Below are 19,028 nucleotides of genomic sequence, written 5' to 3'. Positions count from 1 at the left end.
CCCCGGCCTTGCCCATGCAGCTTTATCTTCCGATCGCCGAGGTGTCGGTCAATGCCTTCCTCATTCTGGGGTTGGGCGGGATCGTGGGTTTCCTGTCGGGGATGTTCGGCGTGGGGGGCGGGTTCCTGATCACGCCGCTGCTGTTCTTCATCGGGGTGCCGCCTGCGGTGGCGGTGGCGACGGGGGCCAATCAGGTGGTGGCCTCGTCCGTGTCGGGCGTGCTGGCGCAACTCAGGCGCAAGGCGGTGGATTTTCGCATGGGGTCGGTGCTGCTGGCGGGGGGCTTTGCGGGATCGGCGGTCGGGGTCTGGGTGTTCCAGTGGATGACGCGGCTGGGGCAGGTCGATCTGTTCGTGCAGCTGTCCTATGTGCTGTTCCTGGGCCTGATCGGCGCGATGATGCTGCAGGAGAGCCTGCGGGCGTGGTTTCGCGCGCAGAAGGGCGGGCCGGTGCGGCGGTCGCATGTGCATACATGGGTGCACGGGCTGCCGCTGAAGATGAAGTTCCGCGCGTCGGGGCTGTATATCAGCGTGCTGCCGCCGCTGGCGGTGGGGGCGCTGGTCGGGTTTCTGGCCGCGATCATGGGGGTGGGTGGCGGTTTCGTCATGGTGCCCGCGATGATCTATCTGCTGGGGATGCCGACGAAGGTGGTGGTGGGGACGTCGCTGTTCCAGATTATCTTCGTGACGGCCTTTACCACCTTGATGCATGCGGTGACGAACCAGACGGTGGATATCCTGCTGGCGTTCCTTCTGATCATCGGGGGGGTGATCGGGGCGCAGGTGGGCACGCAGGTGGGCGTGCGCCTGAAGGCCGAACAGTTGCGGATCCTGCTGGCGCTTTTGGTGCTGGCGGTCAGCGTGAAGATCGCGCTGGACCTGCTGATCCGGCCGAGCGAGCTTTATTCCGTGATGCCGGGGATGCTGCCATGAGGTGGCTGGCGGTGGTGCTGTGTCTGGTGGCGGCGCCTGTCGGGGCGGAAAGCATCGTGGCGGGGCTGAGCCAGAACCGCGTGTCGATCACGGCGGATTTCGACGGGTCCGAGATTCTGGTCTATGGCGCGGTGAAGCGGGAGGCCCCCGCGCCCGAGGGGGCGCTGGAGGTGATCGTGACGGTCGAGGGGCCGGCGACGCCGGTGACGATCCGCAAGAAGGACCGCCGCGCGGGCATCTGGATCAACACGGAAGCCGTGCATGTCGATGCCGCGCCCAGTTTCTATGCCGTGGCGACGACGGGGCCGCTGCGGTCGATCCTGTCCGATACCGAGGACCTGCGCTATCGCATCACCCTGCCGCGCGTCATCCGCGCGGTGGGATCGGCCACCGAGGCGGGCGATCCGGCGGAATTCATCGAGGCCCTGCAGCGCATCCGTCTGGAGGACCGCCGCTATCGCGTGTTGCAGGGGGCGGTGGAGTTCGTGGAAGAGACGCTGTTCCGCGCCGATATCGTGCTGCCCGCCAACCTGACCGAGGGGGAATACCGCGTGCGGCTGTTCCTGACGCGGGATGGGCGGGTGATCGATGCGCAGGACCGCGTGGTGGGCGTGCGGAAAGAGGGGCTGGAGCGGTTCCTCTACAACCTCGCCATACAGCAGCCGTGGATTTACGGGCTGTTGTCGCTGGTGATGGCGGCTGTGGCGGGCTGGGGGGCGTCGACGCTGTTCCGGCTGGTGCGGAGCTGAGGCGGGGGGCGTGAGGCGATGCGGTCGGCCAATGCGGGCATGGCGCGGTGCATGGTCAGGCCGCGGGCGGCGAAGAAGACCATGAGCGCCGCCCACAGGCCGTGGTTGTCCAGCAGCGGCACGAGAAGCGCCAGCGCCACGGCATAGGCGGCGACCGAGGCGATCATGGCGCGGCGCATCTGGGCGGTGAGGGTGGCGCCGATGAAGATGCCGTCATAGATCCACGCATAGACGCCGATGACGGGTGCCGCTGCGACCCAGGGCAGGAAGGCGCGCGCCTCGCCTCGCACGTCGGGGGCGGTGGTCATCAGGTCGATCAGGGCGGGACCGGCGGCAAGGAAGGCCGCGCCGAGCAGCAGGCTGGTGCCTGCGCCCCATTGCATGGCCATGCGGGCGGCGCGGCGGGCGTCGGGCAGGGCGCGGGCCCCGACGGCCTGACCCACCAGCGTTTCGGCCGCGAAGGCGAAGCCGTCGAGTGCATAGGCGGTGATGGACAGGAACTGCATCAGCACCTGATTGGCGGCCAGCGTCACGTCGCCCATCCGCGCGCCGAGAAAGACGAAGGAGGTGAAGCAGAGCTGCAGCAGGACCGAGCGGATCATGATGTCGCGGTTGACGGCGAACATGGTGGCAAGGGCGGTGCGGTCGGGGATGCGCGCCAGCGCCGCGCGCCAGACGGGCAAAAGGCCGTCACGGCAGAGCCAGAGGCCCAAGGCAAGGCCCGACCATTCCGCGATCAGGGTGGCAAGGGCGACCCCGCCCACGCCCCAGCCGAGGGCGAGGACGAACCACAGGTCCAGCGCGATGTTCACGCCGTTGATCCAGAGTTGCAGCAGAAGGACCGCGCGGGTGCGCTCCACCGCGATGAGCCAGCCGGTGAGGGCATAGGCCGCGATGGTGGCGGGCGCGCCCCAGATGCGGATGGACAGGTATTGGCGGGCCAGCGTTTCCACCCCGTCGCCTGCGGGGGCGATGGCGAAGGCGGCGTGGAAGAGGGGGCGTTGCAAGATGACGAAGGCCAGCCCTGCCGCCGCGCCGACGAGGAGGGCGCGCAGGAGGATCGCGCCCCGCTCGGCCCCGTCGCCCGCGCCATGGGCCTGCGCGGCAAGGCCGGTGGTGCCCATCCGCAAAAAGCCGAAGACCCAGTAGAGCGTGGTCAGCACGATCGCGCCCAGCCCCACCGCCCCGATGGGCGCGGCCTGCCCCATCTGCCCCACGACGCCGGTATCGACCGCCCCGAGCAGCGGCACGGTGGCATTCGAGATCACGATGGGCGCGGCGATCCGCAGGAGGCGGGTGTGGGTGAGGGCGGTCATGGTGGGGTGAGAGTGGCAGGCGCGCGCGGCGGGGGGAAGGGGCCTATGTGGCCGGCGTCGCCCGACGTTCGAAGCGCGGCATCAGCGCGCCGATGTCCAGCACGGTCCAGCAGTGTTTGGCAAGATCCTGACCGGCACCGTCGATCTGGCCATGGACCACCTTGAGGCCGCGTTTCTGAAGCTCTTGCGCGACGGGGATGAAATCGCGATCGGCAGAGACAAGAAGGGCAACATCATACCCTCCGGACCAAGCCAGCCCCATCATGTCGGTGACGATGCGCGTATCGACACCCTTTTCCTCTGTACCGCGCATATCGGCCCCGCAGGCGGCACAATGCGTTGCGTCAACGTGGCAACTCGGGCATTTCGGCGGGGACTTCTTCAGTTTACGCTCGACCGCGTTGACGAGCACGCCAGGTTGCTTGTCCAGAAAGTTCGTGAGCCAGTGCCGGAATTTCATGTCCTCGCCCTTGTGCGGCGAGTAGGAGCCGTAGACGTGCATGGCTTCGTAACTGTGGGGAAGCGACTGGCTGACCTTGCCTGCGGCTTCGGCCGCGAAGAGGGGGCCGATGCTTGACCAGTCGAACCGGAACCCCGCCTGAAGCGATTTGCAGGCAAGGGTGAAATTCCAATAGTCGATGAAGACGCGGACCTTGAGAAGCGGGGAAGCGGAGGTTTGATCGGCCACTGGTTACTCTTGATACCAAAAAGAAACGGGGCGCTGGTTGGCACCCCGTAACGAAATTCCGTAATACTCGCTTCCTGTATCCACATGCGAGGTGGGCAGTCCGCGAGGGGTTACTATGCCACTCCAGATGCCCTTTTCGGGCCGGAATGTCAAGATCGGCGGCAGAGGGCGGTGGTGGTGGCCTAGTCGCCCCCCTCCGGCATCAGGAAATGCCCCGTGCCTTGCGCGAAGAGGCGGGTGCGGTTGTCCTGCCAGGCTTCGACATGCACGCTGGCGTAGCGGCGGCCGGAGCGGTTGACGCGGGCGCGGGCATAGGCGTCGCGGGGAAGGCCCGCGCGCAGGTAGTCGACGGTGAAGTCGATGGTTTTCGGCAGGCGCGGAGGATTGGCGGCGATGGCGGCGGGGTCAAGGCGGCCGCCCTCCATCTCTTCCCAGAGGATGGACCAGGAGAGTTCGATGATCGCCGCCACCTCGAGGAAGGCTGCGGTGACGCCGCCATGCAGGGCGGGCAGGGTCGGGTTGCCGATCAGTTTTTCGTCGAAGGGCAGGATGGCGGTGAGTTCGTCGCCGCGCCGGTCGAAGCGGATGCCGAGGTAGTTGATATAGGGCACGCCGGAGAAGAGCGCGGTCAGCGCGGCGTCGCGGCGCTGTTTGACCACCTGCACGGGTTCGGGTTTGGCGCGGGTCATGTCGCCCCCCTTGGCCGGTCGAGCGTGAAGGCCCCGGTGGCGGCGGCGACGGGGCGGGTTTCGTCCTCATCCGTGGCGGTGACGCGGACGAAGGCGACCGAGCGGGTGACGTGGTAGCATTCGGCGCGGGCGGTGATGGTCTGTCCGGGCGTGGCGGGGCGGAAATAGTCGATCCTGAGGTCGAGCGTGGCGGTGGAGAGGGGCGAGGCGGGGTGGCACATCACCGCCGCGCCGCTGGCCGTGTCCATCAGGGCCGAGACGGCCCCGCCATGCAGGACGCCGGTGGCAGGGTCGCCCACGAAGCGCGTGTCATAGGGCATGGTCATCGTCACCCGCCCGTCGCCGAGGCTTTCCAGCCGCATTCCCAGCATGCGGGAATGGGGGATGGCTTCGATGAACTGGCGGGCGAGTGCCGTGGCGTCAGGCATTGCGGGGTTCCTTCCGCTGCCATTAATCCGTCTGCGGCGGGGATGTGCAAGCCCGCGCATGGTGCAAGCGGCAATTGCGCGCGGGGCGCGGCGGTCCTATGGTTTGCCAAGCAGGAGTGGCCCGATGTCAGACACACGGCTGAGCTTCAAGGAGATGTGCGCGAAGTTCGACGTGACGCCGCGCACGCTGCGCTATTACGAATATATCGAACTCCTCCAGCCCGAGAAGGAGGGGCGCGCGCGGTTCTATGGCCCGCGCGAGGTGGCGCGGATGACGCTGATCCTGCGGGGGCGGCGCTTCGGGTTCAGTCTGGAGGAGATCCGGCAGTGGCTGCTGATCTATCGCCAGAAGGGAACGCGGCCGCAGCTCGAGGCGTGGCTGAAGCTGGCGGACCGGCAGCTTGAGGCGCTGGCCGCGCAGGTGGAGGAGATGCAGGCCTCGATCGCCGATCTGCGCGCGTTGCGCGAGACGGCCGAGGCGGAACTGGGGAAACTTCCCGAGGAGTGAGCCGCGCGGGGAACGCCGTTTCGGGGCGGGGGGCAAATTCGGGAGGACAATTCACGATTATCTTGGTAGATATTGTGACGACTCGTGACACCCGGGGGGGATCGCCGATGCAGAACCTTTTGCGGAACAGGAACAGGCAGGGCTATGGCGCGCTGGTGCTGTTCCTGATCGTCTATCTGGCGGCGCTTGGTCTGATCTTCGCACCCGAAGGCAGCCTGTCGGGCGCTGCCGCGCCCGAGGCCGCCAGCGAAGGCTGAGTTCAGAACGCGCAGCCGGGGCGCAGGCCGAGACGCCGCATCACCATGGCGGCGGGGCAGAAACCGGTGAAGGCCGATTGCATCAGGTTCGCGCCGATGAAGAGCGTGAACCAGACGAAATGCGGCGAGACCCAGAGGGTCAGCGCGACGCTGAGAAAGATCATCGCCCCTGCAAAGGCCAGAACGGCGCGGTCGAGTGTCATGTTGTCATTCCCTTGCTGATGGCGGCGCCCCGTTCGGGTTGCCCTGCGGATGATCTAGGGCAAGCGGGAATAATATTCAAGAACGTGAATTTATAAATGATGGCGCGCGACGGCCCGGAAACCGGCAACGGAACGCCGCGAAATGGGGATTTATGCCAAAATTCTTGCTTTTTTGGCGGGGTGCTCCCATATCGGATGGGCGACGTTATCTCTACTCGACTTCTGTCTTCGGATTTTCCGGTCCAGAGCATCGACCAAGCTGACGGGGCCAGGCCGCCGCGAGGTGCGGGCGGCAAGACAGACAGGAGACTTCACGATGGCCAAGGGCACCGTGAAATGGTTCAATGAAACCAAGGGTTACGGCTTCATCGCGCCGGAAGGCGGGAAGAAGGACGTGTTCGTTCACATCACCGCGCTGGAGCGCGCCGGTCTGCGTGGTCTGAAGGACGGCCAGGCCGTGACGTTCGACATCGAAGCGGGCCGTGACGGCCGCGAATCGGCGACGAACCTGTCGCTCGCCTGAGCGACTAACGGGGATGGGCCGCGCTGTGGCCTGTCCCCTTGCTTTTTCCCGCCACGTATTCCAGCGCGACATGCAGCGCGACCCGCGAGAGGGGCAGGCGAAGCCGGATCGGCTCGGCCCCGAGGTCGGGGGGGAAGGTCTGGACGGGGCAATCCCTTGACAGGTGAAGCACGGCATCGGCACCCGTTCCGGCGGCGGTGTGCGACGTGTCGGTCCCTTCGGTCAGCAGAAGGCGCAGGGTGCGCGGAAGGCTGGCAGGGGGCGGGTGTTCGGGCAGGCCGTGCAGGCGGGCGGCGAGCAGGTGGCGCAGGTGGCTGTCCTGCGTGGCGACGTGGAGATGGACGGGCTGCCCGTCGGGCATGACTGTCGCGATCGACATGCGCCTGTCGCGCGCGAAAAGCTGCGTCATGTGAAACCCCGCCAATCACACCGCGGCAGGTCGCAGACAGAGTTGCGTGACCGGCCGATTCACCACAGGCTCGGATCATGCAGAGCCCCGATTACCATTCCCTTATCGACCGCGAGACCCGCGATTTTATCCGGATCACCGAGGCATCCTATCCGCCGGATACCGCGACGCTGACCATTGCAGAGCAGCGCGCGATCTATGACCGGATGTGCCGCGCCTTCCATCGCGGCTATCCGGCGGGGGTGGTGGCGGTGGACCGTGCCTTTGGCGGGGTGCCCTGTCGCCATTACGCCGGTGCGGGGGGGACCGTGGTCTATCTGCATGGCGGCGGGTTCGTCGTGGGGGGCCTGCATAGCCACGACGACGTCTGCGCCGATATCCGCGCGGCGACGGGGCTGCATGTGGTGTCGGTGGATTACCGGCTGTGCCCCGAGCATACGCATCCGGCGGCCTTTGACGATGCGCTGGCCGCGACGCGGGCGGTGGCGGCGGAACTGCCTGCGCCGCTGGTCATGGTGGGTGACAGTGCGGGAGGGAACCTTGCGGCGGCGGTCTGCCATGCGGCAGGGCGGCGCGGGGGGCTGGGGATCGCGGGGCAGGTGCTGATCTATCCGGGCTTGGGCGGCGTGCGCGGGGGCGGATCGTTCGAGACGCATGCGGAGGCGCCGATGCTGACGCGGGCGGATGTGGAATTCTATGCGGGCGTGCGTCATGCGGGGGGCGTGGTGCCCGCGCCGGACCCGACCTTTGCGCCGCTGTCGGATGCGGATTTCGCGGGGCTGCCGCCGACGCTGGCCGTGGCGGCGGAGTGTGACCCGCTGGCCGATGATGCCGCGGCCTATGCGGCGGCGGTGCGGGCGGCGGGGGGTATGGCCGCGGGCGTGGTGGAGCAGGGGCTGGTGCATGGCTATCTGCGGGCGCGGGCCACGGTGCCGCGGGCGCAGGCCAGTTTCGCGCGGATCACGGCGGCGATTTCGGCAATGGCGGCGGGGCGGTGGAACCCCGCGGCCGAGGAGGATGGCAAATGAATGCACCGATCCCGAACCTGACCCATTGGCAGGAGCGCTGCGACATGGCGGCGGCCTTTCGCTGGACCGCGCGGCTGGGTCTGCACGAGGCGGTGGCCAACCACTTTTCGCTGGCGGTGAACGCGGAGGGGACGCGGTTCCTGATCAACCCGAACGGGCGGCATTTTTCCCGCATTACGGCGTCGTCGCTGGTGGAGATCGACGCGAATGATCCGGACACGATGGCGCGGCCCGATGCGCCGGACCCGACGGCATGGGGGCTGCACGGGTCGATCCACCGCGCGCTGCCCCATGCGCGGTGCCTGATGCATGTGCATTCGGTCCATGCGACGGTGCTGGCGTCTCTGGCGGAGTCGCGCCTGCCGCCGATCGACCAGAATTCGGCGATGTTCTTTGGCCGGCATGTGGTGGATGAGCAGTATGGCGGCATGGCCTTCGAGGAGGAGGGGGCGCGCTGCGCGGCACTGCTGGCGGACCCGAAGGTGATTGCGATGGTGATGGGCAATCACGGGGTGCTGGTGGTGGGGCGCACCGTGGCCGAGGCGTTCAACCGGCTGTATTATTTCGAGCGGGCGGCCGAGACCTATGTGCGCGCCTTGCAGACGGGGCGGCCCTTGCGCGTGCTGCCCGATGCGGTGGCGGAAAAGACGGCGCAGGAGTGGGAGGCCTATCCCGGCTTTGCCGAAAACCACCTGCGCGAGCTGCGCGCGATCCTGGACGAGGAAGGCGGGGCTTACGCGAAATAGCGTGGCCCGAGTTCCCCGCGGAACAGCCCGACGTGGCGTCAACCGCTAGACACGGGCAGTGTTCCGGGTCCTTGGGGGTTTTTCCGATGTCGCAATCCATCCTGCTGATCGTTCTGGCGGCTGCCGCGCTGGATGCGGTGATGCATCTGTTCCTGAAGGCCGAGGGGGACTGTCGCGGCATGTCGGTGCTGACGGGGATCGTCGGCGGCGTGCTGGGGGTGCTGGCGCTGCCCTTCACGGGGTTGCCTGATATGGCAAGCCTGCCGTGGCTGGTGCTGTCGGCCTGCTGGGGCTTTGCCTATTGGGTGGTGCTGGGGCGGGCCTATGAGGGGGGCGCGCTGGGGCTGGTCTTTCCGCTGGCGCGGGGGGCGGGGGTCCTGCTGACCACGGGCTTTGCGGCGGTGTTTCTGGCCGAACGACTGAGCCTTGCCGAGATGGCGATGGTGGGGGCCATCGTGGCGGGGCTGGTGCTGGTGGCGGTGAACGGGATGTCGGGATGGGCAGGGCTGCGCGGGTTGGGGCCGACGGTCCTGCTGGCGGGGGTGATCTGCGGCTATACGGTGACGGATGCGGTGGGCGTGCGCGAGGCGGGGTCGGCGCTGGCCTATTGCGCGGTGCTCTATGCGCTGAACGGGGTGATGCTGGCGGCCTTTGCGCTGCGGTCGGAACGGGCGCGGATCGTGGCGCTGGGCGTGGCGGCGGTGCCGCGGGCGGCGGGGTTCGCGGCGATGTCGGTGGTGGTTTACGGGCTGGTGCTGTTTGCGATGCAGCGGGAAGAAGTGGCGGTGGTGGCGGCGCTGGCCGAGACGAGCATCGTCTTTGCCGCCGCGCTGGGCTTTGTCTGGCTGCGCGAGCCTGCGCGGGCGGCGCATGCGCTGGGTGTGGTCATCATCGCGGGCGGGGCCGGGATGATGCACTTCGCGGGCTAGGTCAGGGCGTGAAGAAGGGCGCGGCCTTCATCGTGGCGGGGACGGGAACGCCCATGCGGGTGAGGATCGAAGGCGCGAGGGCGAGCTGGTCGAGGACCGTGTCACGCGCGGGCATGGCGCTGTCGCCGAAGTAGTAGAAGGCGAAGTCCTGTTGCAGGTCGCCCGCGCCGCCGTGGTGGCCGCGGTCGTCCTGCCCGTGGTCGGCGGTGACGATGACTTCGTATCCCGCGTTGCGCCAGCGGTGGATGAAGGGGGCCATCTGTTCGTCCAGCAGGTAGCAGGCATGGTCCATCTGGGCGCAGTCGTGGAAATAGCGGTGGCCCATGCTGTCGAGCGTACAGGAATGGTAGATGCCGTAGTCGATGCCTTTGACTTCGCAGAGCCTTGTCAGGGTGGCGAAGAGGTCGTGGTCGGAGGGCGTCATCTGGTTGTCATGGCCGTATCCGGCCATGGTGTGGAAGCGGCCGTGGTGGATGGGGCCGGTTTCTTCGTCATATTCGATGTCGCGGACGGTGTCGAAGGGCGCGCGCTGGAAGAATTCGGACCAGAAGCTGTGGGTGACGGCGCCGGTGCGGCGGCCTGCGCGGGCCAGTTCGGAGAAGATGTCGGGCAGGTCCAGTTTGCGGACGTTGGAATTCCCCCAGATGCCGTGGACCTGTGGCGGCACGCCCGTGTGGATCGAGGCGTAGCAGGAGGCCGAGGTGGAGGGCAGGACCGAGCGCATCCGCCACACCCGCGCCTCGCCCTGCTGCACCCAGCCTTCGAGATTGCCGAAGAGGCGGCGCCAGTTGCGGTAGGGCACCCCGTCGATGATGATCAGCAGGAGTTTGCGCATCAGTTCCCCGCGCTTTCCATCTTGCGATGGGCCAGCACCTGTTCCAGCCAGCCCAGTTGCATTTCGGGGACCGAGGACAGCAGGAGGTCGGTGTAATCGTCGAAGGGAGGGGTCAGCACATCGGTCTTGGACCCGTAGCGGACGACCTGACCGCGATACATCACGGCGATGCGGTCTGCGATGGCCTTTACCGTGGCAAGGTCGTGGGTGATGAAGAGATAGGCGACATGCTCTTGCGCCTGAAGGTTCAGGAGGAGTTTCAGGATCCCGTCGGCCACCAGCGGGTCGAGGGCGGAGGTCACCTCGTCGCAGATGATGAGCTTCGGTTTGGCGGCAAGGGCGCGGGCGATGCAGACACGCTGTTTCTGGCCCCCCGACAGTTCGGCGGGGTAGCGGTCGATATAGCCTTTGCCCATCTCGATCTCGTCCAGCAATTCCTGAACGCGGATCCGTTTTTCGTCACCCGTCATGCCGAAATAGAATTCCAGCGGGCGGCCGATGATGGTGCCGACCGTCTGGCGCGGGTTCATGGCGGTGTCGGCCATCTGGTAGATCATCTGGAGTTCGCGCAGGTCGTCGCGCGAGCGGCTTTGCAGGTCGCGCGACAGTTCGCGTCCGGCAAAGGTGATGCGGCCTTGGCTGGGCGGCAGAAGGCCCGTGATGGCGCGGGCGAGGGTGGATTTGCCCGATCCGCTTTCGCCCACCACGGCCAGCGTCTGGCCTGCGGGGAGGTCCACGGTGACGTTCTTCAGCACGTCGAAATTCGTGCCGCGATAGCGGGCGGTGACGTTCTGGATGGACAGGACGGGCGGGGCTTCGGGCTTTTCCACGTGGTCGATGGAGCGGACCGAGACGAGCGCGCGGGTATAGTCCTGATGCGGGTCGGTGATGATCTGGGCGGTGGGGCCGTATTCCACCTTTTTCCCGTGGCGCAGGACGAGGATGTCGTCGGCCACCTGTGCCACGACGGCAAGGTCGTGGGTGATGTAGAGCGCGGCGACGCCTGTGTCGTGGATGGCTTCCTTGATCGCGGCCAGCACGTCGATTTGCGTCGTCACGTCCAGCGCGGTGGTGGGTTCGTCGAAGATGACGAGGTCGGGTTTGGGGCAGAGCGCCATGGCCGTCATGGCGCGTTGCAACTGGCCGCCCGAGACCTGATGCGGGTAGCGCGTGCCGAATGTTTCGGGGTTGGGCAGGCCCAGCTTGCCGAAGAGCATGACCGCGCGTTTTTCGGCATCGGCGCGGGACATCAGGCCGTGGGTGAGCGAGGTTTCGATCACCTGTTCCATCAGCCGTTTCGCGGGGTTGAAGGCGGCGGCGGCGGATTGGGCGACGTAGGTGACTTCGCGCCCCCTGAGCGCGCGCAGGGCGGCGGGGTCGGCCAGCCGGATGTTGCGGCCGTTCAGGAGGATTTCGCCCCCCGTCAGGCGTACGCCGCCGCGGCCATAGGCCATGGCGGAAAGGCCGATGGTGGATTTCCCCGCGCCGGATTCGCCGATCAGGCCCAGCACCTTGCCCTTGGCGACGGAGACGGACACGTCATCCACCAGCACCACGTCGCGGGGTGCCTCGCCCGGCGGGTAGGAGGTGGCCTCGATGCGGAGGTTTCGGATGTCGAGAAGATCAGGCACCGCGACCCCCTTTCAGGCTGGTGGTGCGCGACAGGATCCAGTCGGCCACGAGGTTCACCGAAATGGCCAAGAGCGCGATGGCAAGTGCCGGCATTAGCGCGGCGGATTTGCCGTAGATGAGGCCGTCCTTGTTCTCCTTCACCATCCCGCCCCAGTCCGCGAGCGGCGGCTGGATGCCGAGGCCGAGGAAGGACAGCGTCGAGATGAAGAGGACCGCGAAGATGAAGCGCAGGCCGAATTCCGCCACCAGCGGCGAGAGGGCGTTGGGCAGGATCTCGCGGAATATGATCCAAGACTGGCCTTCGCCGCGCAGTTTTGCGGCTTCGACATAGTCCATCACGGCGATGTCCATGGCGACGGCACGGGAGAGGCGGAACACGCGGGTGGAGTCGAGCAGGCCCATGACGAGGATCAGCACGGTCAGGTTGATCGGCAGGACCGAGAGCACGACCAGCGCGATGATGAGCGAGGGGATCGCCATCATCAGGTCGACAAGGCGGGAAAGACCCTGATCGATCCAGCCGCCGCGCACGGCGGCGAGGAAGCCAAGGAAGGAGCCGAGCCCGAAGGAGATGAGCGAGGATGCCAGCGCCACGAAGATGGTGATCTGGCCGCCATGGATCAGGCGCGAGAGGATGTCGCGGCCGATCGTGTCGGTGCCGAGCCAGTGCGCCTCGGACGGGCCTTCCCAGACGCCGCCTGTGACGGCGTCGAGCGGATAGGGCGCGATGAGCTGCGCGAAGACGGCGCAGAACAGGAAGATGCCGGTCAGGACCAGACCGATGAGGGCGGAAAGGGGCATCTTCATTTCGGGTGCCTCAGCCGCGGGTTGGCGACGATCGCGATGACGTCGGCAAGGATGTTCAGGCCGATATAGACGGCGGCGAAGATCAGCCCGACCGCCTGCACCACGGGAAGGTCGCGCTTGGCGACGTGGTCGACGAGGTATTGGCCAAGGGCGTTGTAGCCGAACACCACCTCGACCACCACGACGCCCACGACGAGATAGGCGAGGTTCAGGACCACGACCGACACGATGGGGGCGATGGCGTTGGGGAAGGCGTGCTGCCAGATCACCCGCATGGGCGACAGGCCCTTGAGTTCGGCGGTTTCGATATAGGCCGACTGCATGACGTTCAGGATCGCGGCGCGGGTCATGCGCATCATGTGGGCAAGGACCACGAGAACGAGGACGATCACTGGCAGGGCGACAGCCTGAAGGCGGTCCCAGAAGGACATGCCGGGAAAGACCATGGCGACGGGCTGGAAGATCGGGATGACCTGCGTCAGCAGGAAGATGACGAAATAGGCCGCCACGAATTCGGGCAGCGAGATGGTGGAGAGCGTCACGCCGGAAATCACCTTGTCCGGCCAGCGCCCGTTGTAGCGCGCGGCGACAAGGCCCAGCAGGATCGCCAGCGGGACCGAGATCACGGCGGCGCAGGTGGCGAGGAAGAGCGTATTGCCCAGACGCTGGCCGATGGCCTGTCCGATGTCCTGCCCGTTGGTCAGGGCGACGCCGAAGTCACCCGTCAGGATGCCGCCCAGCCACTGGAAGTAGCGGACATAGGAGGGCTGGTTCAGCCCCAGCGATTCCCGCAGGTTGGCCAGCGCCTCGGGCGTGGCGGACTGGCCAAGGATGGCCTGTGCCACGTCACCCGGGAGCGCCTCGGTCCCCAGAAAGATCAGGAGCGAGACGGCGAGCAGGAGGAGGAGGCCCAGCGCGATGCGCTGGACCACGAGTTTGAGGATCGGATGCACCGTGCGCGCCCGATCAGGCGTTCAGCCAGCACTTGGCAAGTGCGCGGCCGTTCATCAGTTCGCCGTTCGGATCGGGCTGCCAGCCGCCGACCTCTTCGCGCTTGGCTTCGACGAAGTCGTTGAACATCGGGCAGATCAGGCCGCCTTCGTCGCGCAGGATGTTGGCCATTTCGGAATACATGCCCTTGCGCTTTTCCGCGTCCAGTTCGGCGCGCGCGGCGACGAGGAGTTCGTCGAAGCGGGCGTTCTTGAACTTGGTGTCGTTCCAGTCTGCGGTGGACAGGTAGGCCGTGGAATACATCTGGTCCTGCACCGGACGGCCGCCCCAGTAAGAGGCGCAGAAGGGTTCTACGTTCCAGACGTTGGACCAGTAGCCGTCATCGGGTTCGACCTTCACCTCCAGCGGGATACCCGCCGCGGCGGCGGATTGCTGGAAGAGCTGCGCCGCCTCGACCGCGCCCGGGAAGGCGCCCGGAGCGGTGCGCAGGATGATCGGGCTGCCGTCATGGCCGGAGGCCTTGTAGAGTTCGGCCGCCGCCGCCGCGTCGTATTCGCGCTGCGGGATGGAGTCGTCGAACAGCGGATAGGCCGCGTTGATCGGGAAGTCGTTCCCGCGCGAGCCGTAGCCGCCAAGGATCTTGTCCACCATTTCCTGACGGTTGATCGCCAGTTTCAGGGCGTTGCGCAGGTCCTTGTTGTCGAAGGGGGCCTTGTCGCAATGCATGATGAAGACGTAGTGGCCGCGGCCCGCGACGTGTTCGATCGAGATGCCGGGCGCGCCCTTGAGCAGTTCGATGATCTTGGGGTCCACGCGGTTGATCATGTGGACCTGCCCCGCTTGCAGGGCGGCGGTGCGGGCGGTGTTGTCGTTGATGACGAGGATTTCCACGCTGTCGGCATGGCCCATCGTGCTGTCGAAGTAGTTGGGGTTGCGTTCGAACACATGGCGCACGCCCGGTTCGTTGGCGACGACCTTGTAGGGGCCCGCGCCGATGCCTGCGGCCGGATTGTCCACACCGCCGCCCGGCTGGATCACAAGGTGGTAGTCGGCCATCAGGAAGGGAAGGTCGGCATTGCCCGAGGCAAGCTTGAGCGTGACCATGTCGCCTTCGGCGGTCATTTCCGAGATGCCCTGCACGATGCCCAGCGCGCCGGACTGCGACTTCTCGTCGGTGTGGCGCTTCAGTGTGGCGACCACGTCTTCTGCCGTCACGGTCTTGCCGTCGTGGAATTCGACGCCGGCGCGGATCTTGAACTTCCACTCGGTCGCGTCGGCATTGGCGCTGATCTCTTCGGCGATGCGGTAGTCGATCTCGCCCTTGGCGTTCACGTCGACCAGCATCTCGCCCCAGGTCATGTTGACCATGAAGGGCACTTCGGAGGCCGCCAGTGCGGGGTCGAGCGAGTTGGTGGATTCCCCGCCTGCCATGCCGGCGCGGAGCGTGCCGCCCTTGACCGCCTCTTGCGCGCGGGCGGCCGAGGAGAGGAGCATGTTCGCCGTCGCGGCGGTGATGCCCAGCGCCGAGGCGCGGCCGACGAATTCGCGGCGGCTCATCAGGCCGCGCGCGGCGCGCTTGAGCATGTAGTCGAGTTCTGCGTTCATTCCCTTGGTCTCCCTGTTTTCCGGCCCCGTTTCTACTGAGCGCCGTTTTTGTTGATTACCCAATCAGTAACCCGCGAATCCTTTCCACGGCAAAGGTTTTTTCCCGTGGAGCGGTCACGTTTCTTCACACGGCTTTACGCGGCACTTCATCATCCCAGTCGCGCTGGAAGATCAGGTTGTCGCCTTCCCATGCGCGCAGGCGGGCGGTCAGGCGCAGATGGGTGGCGGTGGCGGTCATTTCGGCCCAGGCATGGGTGCGGACGGACCAGTCGCCGCGCGACAGGCGCTGTTCCCATGTGTGGGTGGCGCGGGCCGAGAGCGGGTCGTCGGGGTGGATTTCCCAGCGTTCCGACATCGTCTCGCCCGTACACAGGCCGTGGGTCAGGTTTTCGGCATCGCCAAGGTCGTCCTGCACGACAAGGGCCACGGTGCCGGTGATCTGGTCGGTTTCGATGAAACGGCGGGTCTTGCCCTGCCGGATCACGCGGTGCTTCCACGGGCTGGCATGTTCGGCCGGCGGCGGGGTCCATTCGTTGGTGCTGCCCTGATGGACGGGAAGGGTCAGGCTTCCCGCGGTCAGGGTCAGGGTTGCGGGCGCGGGCGAGGGCCAGACGAAGGGCCAGTAGCTGTTCGAGAGCGCGATACGCAGGCGGTGGCCCGGGGCCAGGCGGTAGGCGCAATGGTCCAGCGCGAAGGTGACGGTGACGGCTTCGCCCGGCGTCAGGGGGCGGGGGTGTTCCATGCTGTCGCGGTGGCAGAGGTTCAGCATTCCATGCGCGATGCGGGTGGACGATCCGTCGGGGGCCACGTCGTTCAGCCGCGCAACGATGAAAGCGAGCGGTTGGTCGGAGGCGAGGGTGAGGGTGAGTTTCGCCGCCCCCAGCAGGTCCATGCCGTCGGGCATCACGTCGGTGTCGAAGGTGACCGACAGTGCGTCATCGTCGCGCTGGTCGCCCGGCATTTCGGCGTTCAGGCCCATGGGGAAGAATTCGCCTGCCTTGAGACCCAGATGCTGGGGCGTGGCGATGTCTTGCGCAAAACCTGCCGCTTCATCTCGGCCCAAATACCCATGCGACGCGCCATGCAGGTGCAGCGTCAGGGGTTTGGCGCGCGGCGTGGGCCAGTCCTGTTCGGCCACCCAATGCCCCGCGCGATAGGGCGCGCTGGCATCGGGCGGGGCGGAATGCATCATCCAGACGCGATAGGCGGGGTCGTCCTCGGCCCCGTTCGCGATGCCCTTCAGCCAGCGGTCCCACCAGCGGATCGCCAGTTGCAGGAAGCCCACCTGCGGCCCGGGCGCGGCGGTGTGGGGGTATTGGTGCACCCACGGCCCCACGATCCCCTTGCAGGGGGCGGGGACGTTTTCCACCAGATGCGACACGGTGTTCATGTAGTTGTCGGCCCAGCCGCCCCAGATCAGGACGGGGGTCTGCATCCGGCTGTAATCCTCGCAGACGGAGCCGTGTTTCCAGTAGGCGGACCGTTCCTGCAGCGCCGCCCAGCGCGGGGCGAGCCAGGGTTCGTTCTCCAGCCGGTTCAACCAGTCCGCGCGCCAGTCGGGGCGCAGCGCCGGGTCGGCAGGGCGCGAGGAGTAGGACAGCATCACCGCGCCCCAGCCGAAGTTTTCGCCCAGAAGGCAGCCGCCCTTGTAATGGATGTCATCGGCGAAGCGGTCGGTGGTGGCGCAGACCGAGATCACGGCCTTGAGCGCGGGGGGCTGGTTGAAGGCGGCCTGCAGGCAGTTGAAGCCGCCCCATGACTTGCCCATCATCCCCACCGTGCCCGAACACCACGGCTGGCGCGAGAGCCAGTCGATGACGGCCACGGCATCGTCCATTTCCTGCTGCGTGTATTCGTCCGACATAAGCCCTTCGCTGTCGCCGTTGCCGCGCATGTCGACGCGCACGCAGGCATAGCCGTGGGCTGCGACATAGGGATGCATCATCTCGTCCCGCTGCAGGGTTCCGTCGCGCTTGCGGTAGGGGATGTATTCCAGCACGGCGGGAACGGGGTTCGCGGGCGCGTCCACCGGCATCCAGACGCGGGCCGACAGGCGGCAGCCGTCGGGCATGGGGATGCCCATGTCGGGGTCTTCGGTGATGGCGTGGGGAAAGTCGGTGCGGATCGTCATTGCGGCCTCCTGTGACCGGAACTTGCCATGGCAGGTCGCCCCTGCGATTGAACGGTGCGACCTGTTGCGATTGGACTGCGGCAGGCAGAGCTTTGCGAAGGACCCGACCCATGACCCAGCGCCCGAACATCCTGATCCTGATGGTGGATCAGTTGACCGGAACCCTGTTCCCCGACGGGCCTGCGGATTTCCTGCACGCGCCGAACCTGCGGCGGCTGGCGGCGCGGTCGGTGCGGTTTGCGAGCAGCTATACGCCCTCGCCGCTGTGTGCGCCCGCCCGCGCGGCCTTCATGTCCGGCGCGCTGCCCAAGCGGACGCGGGTCTATGACAATGCCGCGGAATTCGCGTCCGACATTCCCACCTATGCCCACCACCTGCGCCGCGCGGGGTATCAGACGGCGCTGTCGGGCAAGATGCATTTCGTCGGCCCCGACCAGATGCACGGCTTCGAGGAACGTCTGACGACCGACATCTACCCCGCCGATTTCGGCTGGACGCCCGACTATCGCAAACCGGGAGAGCGGATCGACTGGTGGTATCACAACCTCGGCTCCGTCACGGGGGCGGGGGTGGCCGAGATCACGAACCAGCTGGAATACGATGACGACGTGGCCTTTCAGGCGGTGCAGAAGATATACGACCTGTCGCGCGGCGGGGATGCGCGCCCGTGGTGCCTGACGGTCAGCTTCACCCATCCGCATGACCCCTTCGTCGCGCGGCGGAAATACTGGGACATGTACGAGGGCGCGCCGGAACTGGCCGCGCCGGAGGCCATTCCCTATGACCGGCAGGACCCCCATTCGCAGCGCCTGATGGATGCCTGCGACTGGCGGGCCTTCGACATCACCGACAGCCACATCCGCCGCGCGCGGCAGGGGTATTTCGCCAATATCTCTTATGTCGATGCGAAGATCGGCGAAATCCTCGACACGCTGGAGGCCACGCGGCAGGAGGCGATCGTGGTCTTCCTGTCCGACCATGGCGAGATGCTGGGCGAGCGGGGGCTGTGGTTCAAGATGAACTTCTTCGAAGGCTCTGCCCGCGTGCCGCTGATGATTGCCGCGCCGGGGCTGGAGCCGCGGCTGGTGGAAACCCCCGTCTCCACCATCGACGTGACGCCCACGCTGGGCGCGCTGGCGGGGATCGACATGGCCGAGATCATGCCCTGGACGGATGGCGAGAACCTTGTTCCCCTTGCGCGCGGAGAGGGGCGCGCGGCACCCGTCTGCATGGAATATGCGGCAGAGGGGACGGTGACGCCCATGGTCTGCCTGCGGGAAGGGAAGTGGAAATACATCCGCTGCAACGCCGATCCCGAGATGCTGTTCGATCTGGCCGCCGATCCGGCGGAGCGGGTGAATCTGGCCGACGACCCCGCCCATGCGGCGGTGCTGGAGGGGTTCCGCACCATGGCGGATCAGCGCTGGAACCTTGCCGCCTATGACGCGGCGGTGCGCGAAAGCCAGGCGCGGCGCTGGGTCGTGTACGAGGCGCTGCGGAACGGGGCCTATTTCCCGTGGGATTACCAGCCGCTGCGGGCGGCATCGGAACGCTATATGCGCAACCACATGGACCTGAACGTGCTGGAAGAGTCCAAGCGATTCCCGCGCGGGGAGTGAGGGCGGCAGGCGGTTCCTGACGCAGGAACCGCGCCGGAATTTG

Annotated in this window: 21 protein-coding genes; 9 read left to right on the top strand and 12 right to left on the bottom strand. The window is 66.8% G+C overall.

All coding sequences use genetic code 11. The features are described from left to right. Positions 1-14: 14 nt before the first annotated feature. Positions 15-932: a sulfite exporter TauE/SafE family protein gene (locus GU927_RS18685; protein ID WP_161763921.1), complete on the top strand. Its 918-nt coding sequence runs from the start codon at positions 15-17 to the stop codon at positions 930-932. Beyond that, the gene (locus tag GU927_RS18680) at positions 929-1,681 is read left to right on the top strand and encodes a TIGR02186 family protein (RefSeq protein ID WP_161763920.1); all 753 of its coding nucleotides are present in this window, start codon (positions 929-931) and stop codon (positions 1,679-1,681) included. Before GU927_RS18685 ends, GU927_RS18680 begins: the two co-directional genes overlap by 4 nt. On the opposite strand, the gene GU927_RS18675 is transcribed toward GU927_RS18680, so the two are convergent. From GU927_RS18675 to GU927_RS18660, 4 genes are all read right to left on the bottom strand, one after another. Further along, the gene (locus GU927_RS18675; RefSeq protein WP_161763919.1) at positions 1,603-2,997 is read right to left on the bottom strand and encodes an MATE family efflux transporter; all 1,395 of its coding nucleotides are present in this window, start codon (positions 2,995-2,997) and stop codon (positions 1,603-1,605) included. The two genes, GU927_RS18680 and GU927_RS18675, sit on opposite strands and share 79 nt — an antisense overlap. A gap of 43 nt (positions 2,998-3,040) precedes the next feature. Further along, positions 3,041-3,685, bottom strand: a complete 645-nt coding sequence (locus tag GU927_RS18670; RefSeq protein ID WP_161763918.1) for an NYN domain-containing protein — start codon at positions 3,683-3,685, stop codon at positions 3,041-3,043. Positions 3,686-3,867: 182 nt separating this feature from the next. After that, entirely contained in the window at positions 3,868-4,374 is a 507-nt protein-coding gene (locus GU927_RS18665) for a PaaI family thioesterase (RefSeq protein ID WP_161763917.1), read from the bottom strand. Next, positions 4,371-4,802 carry a PaaI family thioesterase gene (locus GU927_RS18660; protein WP_161763916.1) on the bottom strand — a complete coding sequence of 144 codons (432 nt, stop codon included), beginning with the start codon at positions 4,800-4,802 and terminating at the stop codon, positions 4,371-4,373. Before GU927_RS18660 ends, GU927_RS18665 begins: the two co-directional genes overlap by 4 nt. A 124-nt stretch (positions 4,803-4,926) precedes the next feature. Between GU927_RS18660 and GU927_RS18655 the strand changes: the two genes are divergently transcribed. Both GU927_RS18655 and GU927_RS18650 read left to right on the top strand, forming a co-directional pair. Continuing rightward, positions 4,927-5,310 (top strand): MerR family transcriptional regulator, encoded by a 384-nt coding sequence (locus tag GU927_RS18655; protein WP_161763915.1) that lies wholly within the window; start codon positions 4,927-4,929, stop codon positions 5,308-5,310. 107 nt (positions 5,311-5,417) lie between these two features. Continuing rightward, positions 5,418-5,567 (top strand): hypothetical protein, encoded by a 150-nt coding sequence (locus GU927_RS18650; RefSeq protein WP_161763914.1) that lies wholly within the window; start codon positions 5,418-5,420, stop codon positions 5,565-5,567. Between the two features lie 2 nt (positions 5,568-5,569). Here the strand turns inward: GU927_RS18650 and GU927_RS18645 are convergent, their stop codons facing one another. After that, the gene (locus GU927_RS18645) at positions 5,570-5,770 is read right to left on the bottom strand and encodes a YgaP family membrane protein (protein WP_161763913.1); all 201 of its coding nucleotides are present in this window, start codon (positions 5,768-5,770) and stop codon (positions 5,570-5,572) included. A gap of 316 nt (positions 5,771-6,086) precedes the next feature. Between GU927_RS18645 and GU927_RS18640 the strand changes: the two genes are divergently transcribed. Then, the gene (locus GU927_RS18640) at positions 6,087-6,293 is read left to right on the top strand and encodes a cold-shock protein (protein ID WP_108436549.1); all 207 of its coding nucleotides are present in this window, start codon (positions 6,087-6,089) and stop codon (positions 6,291-6,293) included. Between the two features lie 4 nt (positions 6,294-6,297). Here GU927_RS18640 and GU927_RS18635 read toward each other — a convergent pair whose 3' ends face one another. Next, entirely contained in the window at positions 6,298-6,672 is a 375-nt protein-coding gene (locus GU927_RS18635; RefSeq protein WP_217765727.1) for a hypothetical protein, read from the bottom strand. 107 nt (positions 6,673-6,779) lie between these two features. Here GU927_RS18635 and GU927_RS18630 point away from each other — a divergent pair, with 107 nt between their 5' ends. From GU927_RS18630 to GU927_RS18620, 3 genes are all read left to right on the top strand, one after another. After that, positions 6,780-7,730: an alpha/beta hydrolase gene (locus GU927_RS18630; protein ID WP_161763911.1), complete on the top strand. Its 951-nt coding sequence runs from the start codon at positions 6,780-6,782 to the stop codon at positions 7,728-7,730. Further along, positions 7,727-8,476 (top strand): class II aldolase and adducin N-terminal domain-containing protein, encoded by a 750-nt coding sequence (locus tag GU927_RS18625; RefSeq protein ID WP_161763910.1) that lies wholly within the window; start codon positions 7,727-7,729, stop codon positions 8,474-8,476. Before GU927_RS18630 ends, GU927_RS18625 begins: the two co-directional genes overlap by 4 nt. A gap of 86 nt (positions 8,477-8,562) precedes the next feature. Then, positions 8,563-9,405 carry a DMT family transporter gene (locus tag GU927_RS18620; protein ID WP_161763909.1) on the top strand — a complete coding sequence of 281 codons (843 nt, stop codon included), beginning with the start codon at positions 8,563-8,565 and terminating at the stop codon, positions 9,403-9,405. 1 nt (position 9,406) lies between these two features. Here GU927_RS18620 and GU927_RS18615 read toward each other — a convergent pair whose 3' ends face one another. The 6 genes from GU927_RS18615 to GU927_RS18590 all read right to left on the bottom strand — a co-directional run bounded on the left by GU927_RS18615 (position 9,407) and on the right by GU927_RS18590 (position 17,366). Continuing rightward, a complete protein-coding gene (locus GU927_RS18615) occupies positions 9,407-10,243 on the bottom strand; it encodes an alkaline phosphatase family protein (RefSeq protein ID WP_217765729.1) in 837 nt (278 codons plus the stop codon). Further along, a complete protein-coding gene (locus tag GU927_RS18610; protein ID WP_161763907.1) occupies positions 10,240-11,871 on the bottom strand; it encodes an ABC transporter ATP-binding protein in 1,632 nt (543 codons plus the stop codon). The genes GU927_RS18615 and GU927_RS18610 overlap by 4 nt, the downstream gene beginning before the upstream one ends. After that, the gene (locus GU927_RS18605; RefSeq protein WP_161763906.1) at positions 11,864-12,679 is read right to left on the bottom strand and encodes an ABC transporter permease; all 816 of its coding nucleotides are present in this window, start codon (positions 12,677-12,679) and stop codon (positions 11,864-11,866) included. The genes GU927_RS18610 and GU927_RS18605 overlap by 8 nt, the downstream gene beginning before the upstream one ends. Beyond that, positions 12,676-13,632 (bottom strand): ABC transporter permease, encoded by a 957-nt coding sequence (locus tag GU927_RS18600; RefSeq protein ID WP_161763905.1) that lies wholly within the window; start codon positions 13,630-13,632, stop codon positions 12,676-12,678. Before GU927_RS18600 ends, GU927_RS18605 begins: the two co-directional genes overlap by 4 nt. Positions 13,633-13,645: 13 nt before the next feature. Then, entirely contained in the window at positions 13,646-15,235 is a 1,590-nt protein-coding gene (locus GU927_RS18595) for an ABC transporter substrate-binding protein (RefSeq protein WP_161763904.1), read from the bottom strand. A 124-nt stretch (positions 15,236-15,359) separates the two neighbouring features. After that, entirely contained in the window at positions 15,360-17,366 is a 2,007-nt protein-coding gene (locus GU927_RS18590; protein WP_161763903.1) for a CocE/NonD family hydrolase, read from the bottom strand. Between the two features lie 110 nt (positions 17,367-17,476). Between GU927_RS18590 and betC the strand changes: the two genes are divergently transcribed. After that, the gene (gene betC, locus GU927_RS18585) at positions 17,477-18,985 is read left to right on the top strand and encodes a choline-sulfatase (protein ID WP_161763902.1); all 1,509 of its coding nucleotides are present in this window, start codon (positions 17,477-17,479) and stop codon (positions 18,983-18,985) included. Positions 18,986-19,028: the final 43 nt, after the last annotated feature.

This window comes from Paragemmobacter amnigenus (assembly GCF_009908265.2).
Classification (GTDB): Bacteria; Pseudomonadota; Alphaproteobacteria; order Rhodobacterales; family Rhodobacteraceae; genus Paragemmobacter; species Paragemmobacter amnigenus.
The sequence above is the reverse complement of the archived record's forward strand: the minus strand, read 5'-3'. Positions and strand labels throughout refer to the sequence as shown.